Genomic DNA, 16027 nt, shown 5'->3' with positions numbered 1-16027 from the left:
GTCCATACAGCTCTTCGGGCTTACCTCAGCCTGTGGGCGTGAGGCTGGCAACGGCCTATCCCAGATAGAACCCCGGCGCGGCTACGTGCTTCCCAATCAGTTTCTGGGGTCTAAAAGACCCAGTTGGGATTCCGGGCTTGCACGTAGCGGCCACGAGCGGTTAAAAACCGCAGGCAGGGCCTTCGTTCGGCTCAGAGGTTTCCCTTTGAAGCAGCCGTTGAAGTTCTCTTGCTTCTTCAGTACATAAAAAACGATGCGAGCCAGTTCCTTGGCGACCAGCGTCCGCGCGATGGCTTCGGGCTTCTTACGCTTTTTGCCGCGGTAGAAGTCCTTGATTTCGCTGTAGAACTGGATCGCTCGCACGGCAGCGTGCGAGAAAGCCAGCTTGAGGTAGCGGTTTCCATCTTTGCTCGTCTGCTGACGCGTGCGCCCACCGGAGTTTTTAGCCGAGGGGACCAGCCGACAATACGAAAGAAACTGGCCTTCACTCTCAAAACGCTCGATCGTATCGATCTCAAGCATCACGGTGAAGGCCACTATTTTCCCGATGCCCGGAATCCGAATCAGACGCTGGATGTCGGCATCGGGGACAAGCTCCGGATAGAGCGCCTCCTCCAGTATCGTGATCTCCTGATCGAGGTGGAATGCCCCCAAAAATCGGATCCAATGTTTAAGTTAGTGCTGCACCCCAATCAGCAGCACGATGAAACGAACGAGGCACACGTCTGAGCAGATTATCACTCACCTCCGGAAGGTCGAGGCCATGACGGCCCGGAGCGTGGCGAACGATACGCCGAACTGGTGGGCAACGGTGCGAGTGCCCCCACGTTGTCCGTCGCGGTAGAATTTGAGGGTCTTGATGACCTTTGGATCGAGCGGGACCCGGGGGGGATTTCATGATGACCGTTTCTCGTGCGTTGCTCGAGATGGATGTATGGTGTCGCCGGCGGCGCTGGCGTTGTTCGTTCATCGCCTGGCGTCCTGTCTCGTGCGAATGCCGGCGCTGTTCCTCCTGAATGCGCTTAAGCTGGCGGCCGCCGGACAGCTTGGCCGCGAAGAACAACGCGGCCATCAACAGGAACGGCCATCCTTCCAGCAGCCAGGGCACATAGGCGCCGGTCATTATGTAGACGATCTCCGATTCAAAAGGCGGGTGCATATCATTTCCTTTTTTTGCGCGCCCGATACGCGGCCTGCCGGCAGGCATCCGAACAGAACCGGGCCTTCTTGCTGCCGACGGTGGCGGAGCATCCGACCCAGGAGCACGACTTCGTAGAGCCGGCGGTGTCCGTCCCCTTCTCTCGGCGCTCGTTGTCCGCCGCGCGCCGGCAGGCTGAGGGAAACATCCCCGACCATCACGGCGGACGCCATCTTGAAGAGCCGATCGGCCGCCTATCCACCAATGCGCTTCAAGCCCGTGAGCGCCGGGCCATGTTGTGCGAGCCAGTCCACACCCAATCGTGAAGGACTTTCATTTTTCGAATCGGACGGTCGAAGGAACTCGTCTTGCGATCCGGAACCTCCATGATTATCTTCAGGCGTCTAAAAACAACATAACCTTTTTCTAGCGCATATGGCCCAAGCTGAATGGGTCCTGACCAGGAGACGGTTTGGACAAACAATGCGGAGGGATGCCTGGTGGTTGCCGCCTCTCCTCGTCTTCTCAGGATTGTCCACGTTCATCGTTTATTCTACCTGGGCGGCATTTCAAGGCGTGCATTACACCTTTGGCCCTTATTTATCCCCTTTCTATTCTCCAGAACTTTTTGGCGATAGCCCGCACAGCTGGTTCGGTCCTCGGCCGGGTTTCTGGCCGGACATGTTGCCCTGGTCGCCGGCGTTCCTGATACTGTGGGCGCCGGGTGGATTTCGACTCACGTGTTATTATTATCGCGGCGCCTACTACAAAGCGTTCTGGGCCGATCCCATTTCGTGTACGGTGGGCGAACCTCGGAAACGTTATCGGGGCGAGAACTCCTTTCCACTGATCATCCAGAATATCCATCGGTACTTTCTTTACCTCGCGCTTCTCTTTCTCGTGTTCCTCTCCTACGACGTCTGGCTGGCCCTGTGGTTTACCGATCCGGTGACCGGCGTCGCGTCATTCGGGGTCGGCGTGGGCACACTGGTCCTGGCTACAAACGTCGTGTTGCTCGGCAGCTACACCCTGGGGTGTCATTCGTTGCGGCATCTGGTAGGCGGCGTGATGGACCGAATCTCGCGCTCGCCTGCGCGGCAGACAGCCTATAAGTGTGTGGGCTGCCTGAACCGCCGTCACATGATTTTCGCCTGGCTAAGCCTGTTCACGGTAGGTTTCTCCGACTTGTACATCCGCATGTGTTCGATGGGGATCTGGATCGATGTGAGGATATTCTAGATGGGAACGTACGAAGTATTCGAACACGATGTACTCGTCATCGGCGCCGGCGGCGCCGGGTTACGCGCGGCCATCGAAGCATCGGCGGCGAACGTCTCGGTGGGCCTTGTTTGTAAGTCGCTGCTGGGTAAGGCGCATACCGTTATGGCCGAAGGCGGGATCGCCGCGTCCATGGGAAATGTGGATCAGCGGGACAATTGGACCGTCCATTTTGCCGATACGATGCGGGGTGGGCAGTACCTCAACAGTTGGCGGATGGCGGAGCTTCACGCAAAAGAAGCGTCGGATCGAGTACGCGAGCTCGAAGCCTGGGGCGCGCTCTTCGATCGTACGCGCGAAGGGCGGATCCTGCAGCGAAATTTTGGGGGGCACAAATACCCGCGTCTGGCGCATGTGGGCGATCGGACTGGCCTGGAGATGATTCGAACGCTCCAGGATCACGGCATCCACCAGGGCGTCGACATCTATATGGAAGTCACGGTCGTGTCGTTGCTCAAAGACGGAGATCGTGTTGTGGGCGCCTTCGGATACGATCGGGAGCGCGGGCGCTTCAAGCTGTTCAAGGCGAAAGCCATCATCCTGGCCACGGGCGGTATTGGACGCGCGTACCGGATTACAAGCAACAGTTGGGAATATACCGGAGACGGGATTTCGTTGGCTTATAACGCCGGCGCCGACCTAATCGACATGGAGTTCGTCCAGTTTCACCCGACGGGCATGGTGTGGCCACCGAGTGTACGCGGCATTCTGGTCACGGAAGGGGTTCGTGGGGAAGGCGGCGTCCTGAGGAATGGAAACGGCAAACGCTTCATGTTCGACGATATCCCGGCCTCGTACAAGCACCAAACGGCGGATAACGAAGAGGAGGGCTGGCGCTACACCCAGGGCGATAAAGAGGCCCGGCGTCCCCCCGAACTGCTCACCCGCGACCACGTCGCACGCTGCATCGTGCGGGAAGTGAAGGAAGGACGCGGAAGCCCGCACGGCGGTGTTTTTCTGGATATTTCCTGGATAAAAGAGCGCCTTCCGGGTGGGGAAGCCCACATCAAGAAGAAGCTCCCCAGCATGTACCATCAGTTCAAGCAGCTGGCGGATATCGACATTACGAAGCAACCGATGGAGGTCGGCCCGACGACACACTACATGATGGGCGGCATTCGGGTGGATGCCGATTCGCAGATGACGAATGTGCCCGGCCTGTTTGCCGCCGGCGAATGCGCGTCCGGACTACACGGCGCCAACCGGCTGGGCGGCAACTCGTTGTCGGACCTCCTCGTGTTCGGGAAACGGGCCGGCGAATACGCCGCTGCGTTCGCGAAGGAACACGGGGCGGGGCGGATCGACGAGACGGCCATCGGAGAGACGCAAAAGTGGATGCTCGGCTTTTTCGACCACGCGAACGGCGAGAATCCGTATAAGATTCAGTCCGATTTGCAGGATATGATGCAGGACCACGTAGGGATCGTGCGCACGGAAAAGGAAATGAAAGTGGCTCTGGATGCGCTTCAGGAGCTGAGGGCGCTTTCGGAGAAGGTGACGGTGCCGGGAAATCGGGAGTACAACAGTGGGTGGCATACGGCTATGGACCTGTCGAATCTGTTGGTCGTGTCGGAGGCGATCGCTCTGGCGGCGCTGGAGCGAAAGGAGAGCCGGGGAGCCCACTTTCGCGAGGATTATCCCGGTAAGGAAGAGGCCTTCGCCACGTTCAACCACGTCGTCCGCAAGGGGCCGGACAGTTCGATGCAGATCCTGCGCGAACCCTTGCCCTCCGTGCGGGAGGACCTCCGACAGATCATCCAGAGAGAGAGTCAGTAATGGCAAGAGCGACGTTCAACATCTGGCGCACGGACGCCGCCGGCGGGCGATTCGAGACGTACGAAACCGAGGTTTCGGAAGGGATGGTGGTACTCGACGCCGTCCATCAGATCCAGATGGAATCCGCCCAGGACCTCGCCGTCCGGTGGAACTGCAAGGCCGGCAAGTGCGGATCATGCTCGGCCGAGGTGAACGGGAAGCCGCGGCTCATGTGTATGACGCGCCTTAGCGAGATCAACCTGGAGAAGCCGGTTACCGTCGAGCCGATGAAAGCCTTCCCGCTGGTGAAGGATCTGGTGACGGATGTGTCCGTAAATTACCGGGTGAAGAAGCGGATCAAAAAGTTCAGCCCGCGGCCGCCCGACAACGAAGACGGGTCGTGGCTGATGGATCAGGCGGATGTCGACCGAGTGCAGGAATTTCGCAAGTGCATTGAGTGTTTCCTGTGCCAGGATGTCTGCCACGTGTTACGTGAGCATCACCTGCACGAGGATTTTATCGGGCCGCGCCACCTCGTGTACACGGCCGCGCTGGAGATGCACCCGCTCGACACCGAAGACCGGCTCGGCGATTTGAAAGAAACCGACGGCATCGGATATTGCAACATCACGAAGTGTTGCACGAACGTGTGCCCGGAAGGCATCACGATTACCGACAACGCCATCATCCCCCTGAAGGAGCGTGTGGTCGACGAGTTTTACGACCCGATCAAGCGGCTTTTCCGGGTACTTAAAAAGTGACGTTACGCGTTGAACGTTTTTTCGTAGTGTATGTGAGGGTATCGCCTCCGTTTTCAGGCAACTTGGCGCCTTTTTCAGGCCGAACGCAGAACGTGCGACGTACTAACGCGTAACGGCAGTTAATATGTGATCCGGACTGGTGTGGACACGTTGTATCTGGAGGTAACTATGTTAGCATTAAAACCTCTATCGAAATCAAGTATCCCGGCCGCGCTCGATAAGGCGAAGCAGTATCGGCTCCTCAACGAGCCGCGCCTGGCCGAGAGCATCTGTCAGGACATCCTCGCCGTGGAGCCCGAGAACCACGATGCAATCGTCATCCTGTTGCTTGCCATCACGGACCAGTTTGCAAGCGGAGCCGGCTCGAACAAGGAGCGTGCTCGAGCGCTGCTCGAGCGGATGCCGAACGAATACGAGCGTCAGTATTACGCCGGCATAGTCTGGGAACGGATAGCAAAAGCCGCGATCGACAAAGAGCTTCCCGATTTTATACATCTCGCGTACGAATGGTTGAGGGAAGCCATGACCTGCTACGAACGGGCGGAGACCATACGCCCCGAAGGCAACGACGACGCCATCCTCCGTTGGAACACCTGCGTCCGCCTGATCGAGCGCTACCGGTTGGAGGCCAGTCAGGAAGAGGCGAGCGCATCGTATCTGGAGTGAGTGCGACAAACCCGCTGGTCGCTAACCTTGCAGGGCATTCCGAGCCGGCGGACGCTGTCCGCGACCTGACGGGCCAGGTGCACGGCGTCGAGAACAGGAATCGGTCATGACGCTGCTTTTTTGATCGAATCGCAGTAACAGTATGATACCCTCGCGTTCGATTGTACCCCGATACCCCCACCGCCATGCCCAAGACCCTATCCGACCACGATCGCGTCGTGAAAGCCGTTATCCGTAAGTTTAAGTATTTTTACGAGGGTTTTTTTGCGGGTGAGTATCCTGCTGCCGGCATCCGGCTCTGGCAAGATTTTGCCGCCCGCCTGGACCTGAGTTCCACCCGAAAACCGGAGATCTGGACAGGCGCGCTGCTGTATCTATACGATCGCCTTCAGGTTGGCTGGATATCGCAGCAGGAAATAGCGGCGTACTTGAAAGTGAGTCCGACCGCCATACGCAAAAAGTACCGGGAGATGGCGGAGACGCTCGGGGTGGTCTGGGGGGATCCGCGGTATCTGGCGGAAGGGCGTCGCCGGAATATCCTGCGTAAGATGGGGGCAGTCCCCGAAGATCTTTCGGTGCTCGAGTCCTTGCGTGATCACCGAGGCTCGGCCTCGGAGGAGTCTCTGCCCTACCGGCTGGACCGGGCGATGCAGGAAGCCGTCAAGGGCCTGGAGGCTTACACGAATGAGGAGATAGAAGATGCAAAACGCCATTTTCTCGCGGCGCTTCGGCTCGACGAACATCTTACGGTGGCGCACAACGGTCTCGGCCGGATTGCCTTGGAGGAAAATAATCTGGACGAATCCGAGGCCTATCTCCGCAAGAGTATCGAGATCACACGCGAATCCATTTCCTCCCTGAGCCCCGCCGCCTTCGATGTTGGAGACGAGCTGCAGCTGTCGATTTATCTGGAGGCAGTCCAGGGGCTGGGGACGATTTATATGGAATCGGGCCGATTTCGCGAAGCGGCGGCCGAGTTCGAGGAGATCCACAGATTTGATCCGGACGAAAATGAGGGCCTTACCTTTTTGCTTGGGCCCATCTATCATGTCCTGGGCGATCGGGATCTGGCTGGCCACTGGTATGGCGAAGTGGACGACTACCTGGAAGTTGGCCTGGTCGAACCGCATGTCTTGCTCTCTTTCGGGCAGTTTGAGTGGGAATCCGGCCGGCTCGAGCGCGCCCTGGAGGTGTGGCGGTTGTGCTTTTTTGGCAACATCTATCTTGCGCCGATGCTGCTCGGACTCCCCCTTCCCGAGGGGCCTCTGTGGCTTACCCACCCCTTCGAAGGACCCGACTACGCCGAGGACAACGTGCAACTCTGGGGAGATCTGTGGCGCCGGAATCCCAGCATGGCGCACCTCCTGCGCCGGCTCTGGTTCGATACCGATATCGCGGCCGATCGGGAGCGCTGGCTCCAGTTGGGCCAGACGTTGTACGCCGATGCCGAAGTTATGGACCGAACAGGCAACGTCGCCGGCCTGAAAAAGTGGAAACGCCGCTACGATGCCCAGCAAGCGATCGAGATGACGCCGATCTCGACCGGGACGTTAAAGCGGGTGCGTCTGGGGGAGATCCTGAAGAATTGAACGTGGTTAGGAGACCCGAAGGGTTTTTGAATCGCCACGATGGGTCCATTGCCGTGCCCTAGAAACCCTTCGGGTCTGCTCTAAGACGATCGTTACGCCTTGCTACTTCCCCTTTTAGGCGGTCGGTCGTATTTTACGAAGTACGCCCAAACGCGAATCCCATGCTCCCTTCGAGCGCGCAGCGAAGGCCCTGCTTATCTTCCTCGCATAACCCCTTCTACAGCGATCTTTTCGGCTGCTGGCAGATGTACGTGTTATAGTGGGCGTGCCGTAGTGTGAACGGGTTGCCCTAAGGTGTTGGCTAATTCAGTCAGCCCGGTTCTCGCCTCCCGGAAAACGTACGCCCGTGAGCGCCTCGCAGGCGGCGAGCAAGCCGTCCTGCAGCGCGGGATCGTCGGCGTCGGGGTGGCACGGGGTCTCTTTTTTATGAAAGAAATACCGGCCAGTGACCATGGCGCCGGCGTCGGTGCTAACGGCCAGCCAGGCTTGCGTCTCGAACCCTTTGTTGAGGTCGTCGGGTGCCCCCTGGCCACCCATTTTCGTGGGCACCCACCCCGGGTCGACGGCGTTGGCGTAAACACCCGGCCACCGGCGGGCGACAGCCTTCGCCAGCATCACGACGTGGAGTTTGGAGTCCCCGTAACCGATGCCCCCTTCACCTGTCATGCGTTCCAGGGCCGGGCGCCCCTGCCGGTGCAGTCCCGAGCTGAGGTAGATCAGGCGCTGCGGCGGGTAGATCAGGCTGGTGAGGACATAGGGCGCCAGGGTGTTGATGTAGAGGATGTCCCGCGCCGGCGCCTGGTACACGCCGGCGTTGTGGATGACGGCGTCGAAGTGCCCCGAGGCATTGGCCTCGGCCGCCAGCCGCTTCGTCGCCTCCAGGTCCCCGAGGTCGCCGACCAGCACCGTTTCGGCGCCGGGCACCGCGTCGAAGGCGTCGCGCGCCCGTTGCTCGTGGCGTGCGTGGAGGACGACCTGGTGGTTGCGGCCGGCCAGCCATCGAGCCGCCAGGCGTCCCAGGCCGTCGGATGAGCCGGTGATGAGGATGCGTGCCATGGGGTTATGCGCTTAAGGTCACGGTAGAACTTCAGGAGCTTGATCAACGATCCCTGCGGCGTGGGCGGTTGCCGACCGATCAGTGGGGGGAATAGCTTTTTGGAAGGCGAATTCCGCTTGTACTAGGCCGGCCGTATCTTGCGAAGTATGCCGAAACGTGAATTTCTTATTCCCAGTGAAGGACTCGATGCCGTTTGCCGCAAGTGGCAGATCGCCGACTTGGCGCTGTTCGGCTCGGCTGCGGACGATACGTTTACGTATGAGAGTGATGTGGATTTGTTGGTGACCTTCAAGCCGGAGGCCCGGATCGGCCTGTTCGAGCACATGAAGATCGAAGAAGATCTCGAAGCGGTTTTCGGTCGGAGGGTCGACCTCGTCGTGCGGAGAGCGGTGGAACAGAGTCCGAACTGGATCCGCCGCAAGGCCATTCTGGCGTCAGCGAGGATGATTTATGCGGCGGGATGACGATCGAGTAGCCAGTCATACAGCGCGGGGCGCGCTCGAAAAGAAGTGTTTCGAAGCCTATGTACGGACGTGGGGATATGGACCATGCCACGAGTCCCGGCTTCGTCAAGCACGGCCAATGTCCCAGCCACTGGGATACCTCGCGCAAGGGCAATCTCCCTTGCCATGCGGTCGTCGAGTAAGGTGAGGTCGGCGCCGAGTCGCTCGGCCAGTTGGATGGCTTCGCGCTCGCCTGCATGAATACGAGCAAGAGTGGGATCGCTTGTGAAGGAGAGGTCGTGGATGATCATGCCGGCAGGTGGATTCGCGATCCAATCCTGTGTGGCCGCCGGCGCTCGAATAGCGAGCAACTCGTCTCGAACAGCCCCGGGGATGTTTATGGATTCAAAAAGTTGGAAGAGAATCTCGATGGCCCCGATCTGAACCAGGTAGTTCAAAGGCGAAGTGTCCGAGACCACCGTCATGGGCGCCGAGTATCACGCAATCGTTCGCGGTCGCTACCGGCATCGGCCTCATCGTAGGAGAGGTAGGCTCGGCGGGCATGTAGGAAGGCCTCGGTTTCCCATCGTGACGTATGACCGAGGAGTTGCCCGACCTCGGCGCTGGTGAGGAGTTCGTCGCGATAGGCTTCGACGGCGAGTGCTTCCAGAGCACGGAGCGAAAGATCCCCCCAGCCGGCTCGGAGTCGTGTCACCACGTCTTCTGGCATCTGAATAGAGATGGTCATGTCCGATTCCTGATCGAGTGAAGTCTTTCCTTTACGCACTCGTCTGGCGTCGGTTTTCGAGATCGGCGTTTACCGACAAAAAAACCCGGCCTGCGTGTGCGCAAGCCGGGCTTCTGGCTCCCCGGGTAGGATTTGAACCTACAACCCTTCGGTTAACAGCCGAATGCTCTGCCATTGAGCTACCGAGGAATCGATTGAGGCGTGTAAACCGGATTCCCGCCAGCGGGGTTTCCGGCCCGGGGCAAAAAAATACGCCGGCGCCCGCCTGGGGCCAATCTTCACTCAAGCTACTCGAATCGTGGCTTCCACGTTCTCCGGCACGGTCACGTAACAGGTCGCGCGCTAGCCGGGACGAGAGGTGGGCTGGAGGGCGCCGCCGCGCATCGTAGTGATGACGTTGATTGCCAGGCCTTCCTCCACGATGGCTGTCAGGGGTTTGCCCATCCGTTATTGACCCGGTCGACATCGGGTAGATACTGATCGGGGTCGATATCCACGCGGACGACCGTGCCGGCGTCGAAGGTTAACACCGCCTGGCGCTCGCCGGCGAGCCAGGTCTCGACCGGGACGATCTGGTCGGCCGTGCGGCCGTCGGCGTAGGTGACGCGGACAGGCAGCGGCATCGGGGTGAGGCCGCGATCCTCGACGGTGACGCGGACGGCTTCGTCGGTGGATTCGACGGACAGGATGGCGTGGTCGAGCGTCCAGGTTTCGAAGAAGAGAGGCGTCCAGAACCAGTCGAGGTCCATGCCTAGCACATCTTCGAACGTGTTGAAGAGATCGTACGGCTGCGGATGTTTCCACATCCATCGGTGGGCGTATTCCCGATAGGCCATCGTAAACGCCTCTTGGCCGACGAGGCCGCGGAGGGCATGGAGGGCGATGGCGGGTTTGCCGTAGGAGGCGATACCGCGGGCCGGCGAGTTGGGCGGGTATTCGTCCGCATGGCGCATGGATTCGACCTCGCGGCCGGTGCCGGCGATCCGGTAGTAGCCGCCCTCGGGGGCCCAGACCGTGTCGTCGTTCCAGAATTCGCGCGCGGCCTCGTTGGTGTTGAAGGACGTCAGGCCTTCGTCCATCCAGGTGAACGCCTTCTCGTCCTGCCCGACAACCATTGGAAACCACATGTGCCCGATTTCATGGAACGTGACGCCGAACAGCGACCGGTCCGTGCGCGCCCCGCCGATGTGGGTCATCATCGGAAACTCCATCCCGCCGCCGATCACGCCTTCGACGGTCGTCATGTGCGCGTACGGGTAGGGGAAAAACATCTTAGAGAGATACTCGATCGAGAACTTCGCGTATTCGGCGGCGCGCGTCCACGTAGGGAGGCCGGGGCGGTAAAACGCGTGGATGAGGCTTCGCTCCGGACCGCCTGTGCTGGCAGAAGTGGCGTCCCAGAGGTAGGAGGTCGAGGCGCCGAAGGCGAAGTCGCGCACCTGGTCGGCCGTGAAGTGCCAGGTAAGCAGGTCGTTCGGACTGTCGGCCGTGGACACGCCGGCGCGGCGGTCGGCCTCGGTGACGACGGGGACGATCGAATCCGTACGGGCCGCGCGAGCGAGGCGCTCGATGGTCTGGGCGGAGAGCACTTCCTCGGGATTCTGGAGGGTGCCGGTGGCATTCAGCACCCAGCCTTCGGGGAGCGTGATGCGAACGTCGAACGCCCCCCAGTCGGCATAAAACTCTCCGTTCCCCATGTACGGATCGGCCTTCCAGCCGTTGACGTCGTCGTAGACCGCGATCTGGGGAAACCAGTAGCCCACAAAGTAGATCTCGCCGTCGGTGCCGATGCGCGGGGCGCCGGCTTCCGGGACCTCGAAGTCCCACGCGAACTCGAGCGCCGCCTCGCCGCCGGCGGGGATAGGCTCGGCCAGGCGGATCTGCATGACGGTGCCCTGAATGCGGTAGCCCGGGCCGCGGAGGGCGCCTTCGGAAACCGTCATGTCGGCCCCGTTGACGCGGACGAGCGAGACCGGCATGCCGTCGGTGAGTTTCTGCGGCCTGTTGCGGATGGCGCCGGGTGCGTGGAGGTTCTGGTGGAGGTGGACGTAGACCTCGGCGAGTCCGTCGGGGGCGTTGTTGCGGTAGCGGACGGAGGAGGTCCCGCGGAGCCGGCGGGTGGCGGGGTCGATCGTGGCGGCGATCGTATAGTCCGCGCCATTCACCCAGTAGGCGTCGCCGGGGCGTCCGGTTTCGGTGCGGGTGCCGGCGGCGAGGCCCTGCTGGAACTGCGGGGAGGGGATGACCGGGTAGGGGACGGGCCGGCGAGGCTGGGCGTCGGCGGTGGCGGTCGCGAGCAGTAGGGCGAGTAGGAGCGCGGAACGCATGGGTAGAAAGGATTAAAAATGGGAGATTAAGGATTGGAAAATAGAGCTGCGAGTCGGATGAGGGCGAGCGGGCTGGTTTTTTATGGCCGGCGTGGAATCCCGTCCCGGGGTCGTGCGTATGAGCGAAACTGTTACGCGAGGCGCTGATTCGTTTGCAGAATGGCGCCCCGTTTAAGCAGCCCAAGTGGCGGAATTGGTAGACGCGCTACGTTCAGGGCGTAGTGGCCGCAAGGTCGTGATGGTTCGAGTCCATTCTTGGGCACACTGGTAACATCGGCTTTCTTGCTTGCAGGAAGGCCGATTTTTGTTTCTGGAGGCTCGATATGTGGCGCGCGGACGGCAAGTCGATGTGGCGCGCGGACGGCTAGTCGATGTGGCGCGCGGACGGCTAGTCGATGTGGCGCGCGGACGGCTAGTCGTTTTCCCGAGTGTCAGGGTAAATGTTAGGGTTACCATGCAGCGGGAGGTGAACCGCCTCCACCCGTTGAACCAGCTGGTCGTTACCCTCGAGATTGCGATCAGTGTTGATCAGAATCTGCATGAGTCTGTTCTCCTGTAATTAGCGTAACGGCGATTCAATACCGGTAAATCGCAGCGATTCCGGTCTTCGTCGGCATCCGTTCGGTGGAGACGATAACGACTTGTCCGCCCATCTTCAGCGCCAACATTCCCAGGTCGTCGAGTACGTCGTCAACCTCTGGGTGTGTCAAGTCGTCAAACTCGATGTCGCCGGTCGAGGCATTGATCCGGCCGGGAATTTCGCGGCGACCTTCGATCAGCAATGTGGTGACCCTCCCGGCCACGACCGCCTTGGCGACCTGTGCTAGATCGTCGTCACCGAGCCCCGCGGACCTTGCGTTGCCGAACTGTTCGACCAGTGCAGCCAACCGCGCCAGATAGCGAGGCTCGAAGACCTGCCAAGCGCGCTGGCGGAGTTCGTCGATGGACGATAGAGCATCCGGGTGGATGTCGATGCTCTCTTTTATCAAGAACGGGTTCGCGCTGACTCTGTGAAAGATATGATGATTGTCCGGCAGTGCCGCCAGGCAGAGCGGCAAGCCCGATGGCCGAGAGTGGTGCTCCAGGACCGCCCGGTCGACGGCGCGGAAAAAGCGTTCCGCGTCGATGTCCACCTCAGACTCTTTCCCGCCGTGGCCGTGATGCATCGGCAAGTGCTCGCCACCTGACCCTCCGTATGAGGCGACGGTCTGGTGTGGCTCGGTCAATTCTTCTCCAAGCGCCTCGGTGATCGTCCGCGGGACACCTTCGGCCGGTTCGATCTCGTCCAAACCATCACGGTTACCCTCGAAGAACATGATCGCCTTTCGGTTCAAGCCGAGAACGTGATAACGGTCGGCTGACTGAAGGATGCGCATCAGGGGTTTGATGTGGAAGCTATCCGCCACGACAGCCAATTCGGCGACGGGCCGCTGGAGCTTGTAAACCCGGAACATGCCCTTTGCACCCAGGACTGCCAGGCCGTCGAGGGTGTGATTCCAGAAGTCGCGGTCGTCAGCCAATGCCAGGAACGGTTCCATCAATGGCCGGATCTCGTCCTTCGGGAAACGTTGCAGGAGCGACTCCTCCAGCGCCTTCACGAGGTTCCCGAACCGGACCGGATCTTGCTGATTGTCTGGATGGTGCCGATGCGTCGGCTGATAGAGCGATAGGCAAGGGGGATCACAATTCTCAAAGAGCCCCGCTGCGTAGTCCTGTTCCAGTGTGCTCACGTTGTTTCCTCTCTGTTACGTACTACTGTTACGTACTACTCGTCATACGGCTACATGCTCGACAACCATGCCGCATCACCATTGATTATAAGGGCTGATAATCAGGGCTGATAATCGGGCGAATTGTCCTAATAAGACCAGATCAGCCTGTTATCAGGGCAAAAAACGATAAAAAAGGGCGTTACTAGTGACATAAACCTGGACGCCCGGTTGCAGTGTAACCTCGGTTATGAGACTAAATCAAGTCACGTAGACCGAAAGGCTTACTCCGTTCGCCTGCCATAGGTCCTGATTCCCGCCGGCAACCAGCCCCGTGAAATCGCCCCGTCTCCCACTGCGTCTCCGGGGTCGGATCGAATCAGTGCGCGCTCGTTGTGCGCGTCGCAGGGCCGTAGAGAAGGGCCGATTGCTCGCTGGCAGGTAGGTCTTGCTTCATGGGGTTTCGCTGAGTCGTTTGATGCTCATTGCTCAACCCCGTCCTCATCGAACAAGCCCGGCGTGTCGGTGTGACGATAGTTCGCGACTAAAACAGGCCGACTGTGTTACCCCTCTCGTCGATGTCAATGTTCTGAAAGGCCGGCGTCTTGCCCAGGCCCGGCATGCGCTGGATCTCGCCACACAGCGCGACGACGAAGCCCGCGCCCGAGCTGGGCACGAAGCCGCGCACCGGCAGCGTGAAACCCATGGGCCGATTGCGCAGCGTGGCATCGTGCGACAGGGACATCTCCGTCTTGGCGATGCACACGGGCGCCGTGCCGAGGCCCAGCTTCTCCATCCGCTCGAGGTCTTTCTTGGCCGCCGCATCCAGCTCGATGCCGGCCGCGCCGTACACCTTGGTCGCGATCGCCTCGATTTGCTGCACGATGGGTGTGCCATCGGGCGTAAGCTGCTTGAACGTGTTCGGCTTTTCGCAAGCCGTCACCACGGCTTTGGCCAGTTCCATCGAACCGCAGCCGCCGTCAGAGAACCCGGTGTGGACGACAACCGTCTCGGCCCCGGCCTCGAGCGCCAGTTCGCGCATGAGCGCGGTCTCGGCTAAGGTGTCCGTTGGGAACCCGTTGATAGCCACCACGCACGGCACTCCGTACGTCTTGACGATCTGCACGTGGGCGGCCAGGTTTTCGGCACCCCGGCGCAGCGCGTCCTGATCCTCGGCGCCGAGGTCCTGAACGGCCTTGCCGCCGTGCGACTTGATAGCGCGCACCGTAGTCACGAGTACCGCGGCGCTGGGAGAGAACCCGCCGAAGCGGCACACGATGTCGCAGAACTTCTGGAAGCCGAGGTCGCTGGCAAACCCGGCCTCGGTCACCACGTAGTCAGCGATCTTCAGCGCGAGGCGATCCGCCACGATCGAGTTGGAGCCGTGGGCGATGTTGCCGAACGGACCGGCGTGGACCAGTGCCGGCTGGCCCTCGAGGGTCTGCACGAGGTTCGGCTTGACGGCGTCTTTCATGACGACCGTCATCGCGCCGGCCACCTTAAGCATCTCGGCCGTAACGGGCTCACCCGAGTAAGTGGACGCCACGACGATGCGGCCGAGACGCTTGCGCAGGTCGTGCAGGTCGCTCGACAGTGCAAACACGGCCATCACTTCCGAGGCCGCCGTGATCACAAACTGGTGCTCGCGGGGTACGCCGTGCGCCTTGCCGCCCAGGCCCACCACGCCGTAGCGCAGTTCGCGGTCGTTCATGTCGACCGCGCGCGGCCAGGTGATCGTGCCGGGGTCGATGTTCAGCGGGTTGCCGTTGAAGATCGAAGCGTCGAGCGCGGCCGCCAGCAGGTTGTGCGCCGCGGTCACGGCATGGAAGTCGCCATTGAAGTGGAGGTTGATGTCCTCCATTGGGCCAATCTGGGCGTAGCCGCCTCCCGTGCCCCCGCCCTTCATGCCGAAGACGGGGCCCATCGAGGGCTCACGCAGGCACAGCACGACCCTCTTGTTTATCTTGCCGAGGCCCATCGTCAGCGCGACACCCGTCGTGGTCTTGCCCTCACCCGCTTTGGTCGGCGTAATGGCCGTCACAATCACGAGCTTGCCGTTCGGCTGCCCTTTCAAGCGTTCGAGCACCGACAGATGGATCTTGCCGCGGTACGGGCCCGATGCTTCGAGCTCCTCGGGCTGGATTCCAGCCCTGGCCGCGATCTCCGCAATCGGCTGCAGCCTGGCTTCCTGGGCAATTATGAGCCCTGATTTCATAATCTATTCGCTCTCGTCTGTGTCGCGCAGAGGGTGCTGATCAGCACGATGGATCTTTCCAGTCCAGGCGATCCGCAGGGCTCTCGGGATCCGAATGATAGGCTTGATCGCGTTTCATGCCAGTACCCGGATTGGTTTCGCTGGTAACGTCGATTGGATAGGGCTTGGACCCCACTTGTTGCACCTCCCAGTTTACCGCGATAGAGACCACGTAGCCCACGATCACGCCAACGTCGTTGGATTCTAAGTACATTCACGTAAATCCTGTCGGATTATCGTGAGTGGTTTCAGGTTAAGGGTTCACAAACTGTTGAGATTTCTACAATCCAGGGCATCGTCAT

At 60.5% G+C, this 16027-nt stretch carries 14 protein-coding genes and 2 tRNA genes; 8 read left to right on the top strand and 8 right to left on the bottom strand.

Annotated elements, in window-relative coordinates; all coding sequences use genetic code 11:
- Positions 1-96: 96 nt before the first annotated feature.
- Positions 97-654 carry a transposase gene (locus tag SH809_11845; GenBank protein MDZ4700389.1) on the bottom strand — a complete coding sequence of 186 codons (558 nt, stop codon included), beginning with the start codon at positions 652-654 and terminating at the stop codon, positions 97-99.
- A gap of 519 nt (positions 655-1173) precedes the next feature.
- Between SH809_11845 and SH809_11840 the strand changes: the two genes are divergently transcribed.
- The 6 genes from SH809_11840 (at position 1174) to SH809_11815 (ending at position 7187) form a co-directional block, all read left to right on the top strand.
- Entirely contained in the window at positions 1174-1464 is a 291-nt protein-coding gene (locus tag SH809_11840; protein ID MDZ4700388.1) for a hypothetical protein, read from the top strand.
- A 355-nt stretch (positions 1465-1819) separates the two neighbouring features.
- Positions 1820-2377, top strand: coding sequence for a hypothetical protein (locus SH809_11835; GenBank protein ID MDZ4700387.1), 558 nt, complete (start codon positions 1820-1822; stop codon positions 2375-2377).
- Entirely contained in the window at positions 2378-4192 is a 1815-nt protein-coding gene (locus SH809_11830) for a fumarate reductase/succinate dehydrogenase flavoprotein subunit (protein MDZ4700386.1), read from the top strand.
- Complete coding sequence (locus SH809_11825; GenBank protein ID MDZ4700385.1) at positions 4192-4932, top strand: succinate dehydrogenase/fumarate reductase iron-sulfur subunit; 741 nt, start codon at positions 4192-4194, stop codon at positions 4930-4932. Before SH809_11830 ends, SH809_11825 begins: the two co-directional genes overlap by 1 nt.
- A gap of 168 nt (positions 4933-5100) precedes the next feature.
- Complete coding sequence (locus tag SH809_11820) at positions 5101-5598, top strand: hypothetical protein (protein MDZ4700384.1); 498 nt, start codon at positions 5101-5103, stop codon at positions 5596-5598.
- Positions 5599-5783: 185 nt separating this feature from the next.
- Positions 5784-7187: a tetratricopeptide repeat protein gene (locus SH809_11815; protein MDZ4700383.1), complete on the top strand. Its 1404-nt coding sequence runs from the start codon at positions 5784-5786 to the stop codon at positions 7185-7187.
- Positions 7188-7493: 306 nt separating this feature from the next.
- Here SH809_11815 and SH809_11810 read toward each other — a convergent pair whose 3' ends face one another.
- Positions 7494-8243 (bottom strand): SDR family NAD(P)-dependent oxidoreductase, encoded by a 750-nt coding sequence (locus SH809_11810; protein MDZ4700382.1) that lies wholly within the window; start codon positions 8241-8243, stop codon positions 7494-7496.
- A gap of 147 nt (positions 8244-8390) precedes the next feature.
- Here SH809_11810 and SH809_11805 point away from each other — a divergent pair, with 147 nt between their 5' ends.
- Positions 8391-8708 carry a nucleotidyltransferase domain-containing protein gene (locus tag SH809_11805; protein MDZ4700381.1) on the top strand — a complete coding sequence of 106 codons (318 nt, stop codon included), beginning with the start codon at positions 8391-8393 and terminating at the stop codon, positions 8706-8708.
- Here SH809_11805 and SH809_11800 read toward each other — a convergent pair.
- The 4 genes from SH809_11800 to SH809_11785 form a co-directional block, all read right to left on the bottom strand.
- Positions 8693-9172, bottom strand: a complete 480-nt coding sequence (locus SH809_11800) for a hypothetical protein (GenBank protein ID MDZ4700380.1) — start codon at positions 9170-9172, stop codon at positions 8693-8695. The two genes, SH809_11805 and SH809_11800, sit on opposite strands and share 16 nt — an antisense overlap.
- On the bottom strand, positions 9169-9435 hold the full coding sequence (locus SH809_11795) for a UPF0175 family protein (GenBank protein ID MDZ4700379.1): 267 nt from the start codon (positions 9433-9435) through the stop codon (positions 9169-9171). Before SH809_11795 ends, SH809_11800 begins: the two co-directional genes overlap by 4 nt.
- Positions 9436-9549: 114 nt before the next feature.
- Positions 9550-9624 (bottom strand) — tRNA-Asn (locus SH809_11790).
- Between the two features lie 239 nt (positions 9625-9863).
- Positions 9864-11762 (bottom strand): M1 family metallopeptidase, encoded by a 1899-nt coding sequence (locus tag SH809_11785; protein ID MDZ4700378.1) that lies wholly within the window; start codon positions 11760-11762, stop codon positions 9864-9866.
- A 178-nt stretch (positions 11763-11940) separates the two neighbouring features.
- On the opposite strand from SH809_11785, the gene SH809_11780 reads away from it, so the two are divergent.
- Positions 11941-12024 (top strand) — tRNA-Leu (locus SH809_11780).
- A gap of 313 nt (positions 12025-12337) precedes the next feature.
- On the opposite strand, the gene SH809_11775 is transcribed toward SH809_11780, so the two are convergent.
- Both SH809_11775 and SH809_11770 read right to left on the bottom strand, forming a co-directional pair.
- The gene (locus tag SH809_11775; protein ID MDZ4700377.1) at positions 12338-13492 is read right to left on the bottom strand and encodes a hypothetical protein; all 1155 of its coding nucleotides are present in this window, start codon (positions 13490-13492) and stop codon (positions 12338-12340) included.
- A gap of 523 nt (positions 13493-14015) precedes the next feature.
- Positions 14016-15686: a formate--tetrahydrofolate ligase gene (locus SH809_11770; GenBank protein MDZ4700376.1), complete on the bottom strand. Its 1671-nt coding sequence runs from the start codon at positions 15684-15686 to the stop codon at positions 14016-14018.
- Between the last annotated feature and the right edge of the window lie 341 nt (positions 15687-16027).

It is taken from the genome of Rhodothermales bacterium (assembly GCA_034439735.1).
Classification (GTDB): Bacteria; Bacteroidota; Rhodothermia; order Rhodothermales; family JAHQVL01; genus JAWKNW01.
Note: the sequence above shows the minus strand (reverse complement) of the source record. Positions and strands in the feature narration are given on the sequence as shown.

Coding starts and splice junctions, on each gene's coding strand:
- SH809_11800 (MDZ4700380.1), bottom strand. CDS start 9,172: ATGACGGTGGTCTCGGACACTTCGCCTTTGAACTACCTGGTTCAGATC.
- SH809_11810 (MDZ4700382.1), bottom strand. CDS start 8,243: ATGGCACGCATCCTCATCACCGGCTCATCCGACGGCCTGGGACGCCTG.
- SH809_11795 (MDZ4700379.1), bottom strand. CDS start 9,435: ATGACCATCTCTATTCAGATGCCAGAAGACGTGGTGACACGACTCCGA.
- SH809_11830 (MDZ4700386.1), top strand. CDS start 2,378: ATGGGAACGTACGAAGTATTCGAACACGATGTACTCGTCATCGGCGCC.
- SH809_11835 (MDZ4700387.1), top strand. CDS start 1,820: ATGTTGCCCTGGTCGCCGGCGTTCCTGATACTGTGGGCGCCGGGTGGA.
- SH809_11785 (MDZ4700378.1), bottom strand. CDS start 11,762: ATGCGTTCCGCGCTCCTACTCGCCCTACTGCTCGCGACCGCCACCGCC.
- SH809_11825 (MDZ4700385.1), top strand. CDS start 4,192: ATGGCAAGAGCGACGTTCAACATCTGGCGCACGGACGCCGCCGGCGGG.
- SH809_11815 (MDZ4700383.1), top strand. CDS start 5,784: ATGCCCAAGACCCTATCCGACCACGATCGCGTCGTGAAAGCCGTTATC.
- SH809_11820 (MDZ4700384.1), top strand. CDS start 5,101: ATGTTAGCATTAAAACCTCTATCGAAATCAAGTATCCCGGCCGCGCTC.
- SH809_11770 (MDZ4700376.1), bottom strand. CDS start 15,686: ATGAAATCAGGGCTCATAATTGCCCAGGAAGCCAGGCTGCAGCCGATT.
- SH809_11805 (MDZ4700381.1), top strand. CDS start 8,391: ATGCCGAAACGTGAATTTCTTATTCCCAGTGAAGGACTCGATGCCGTT.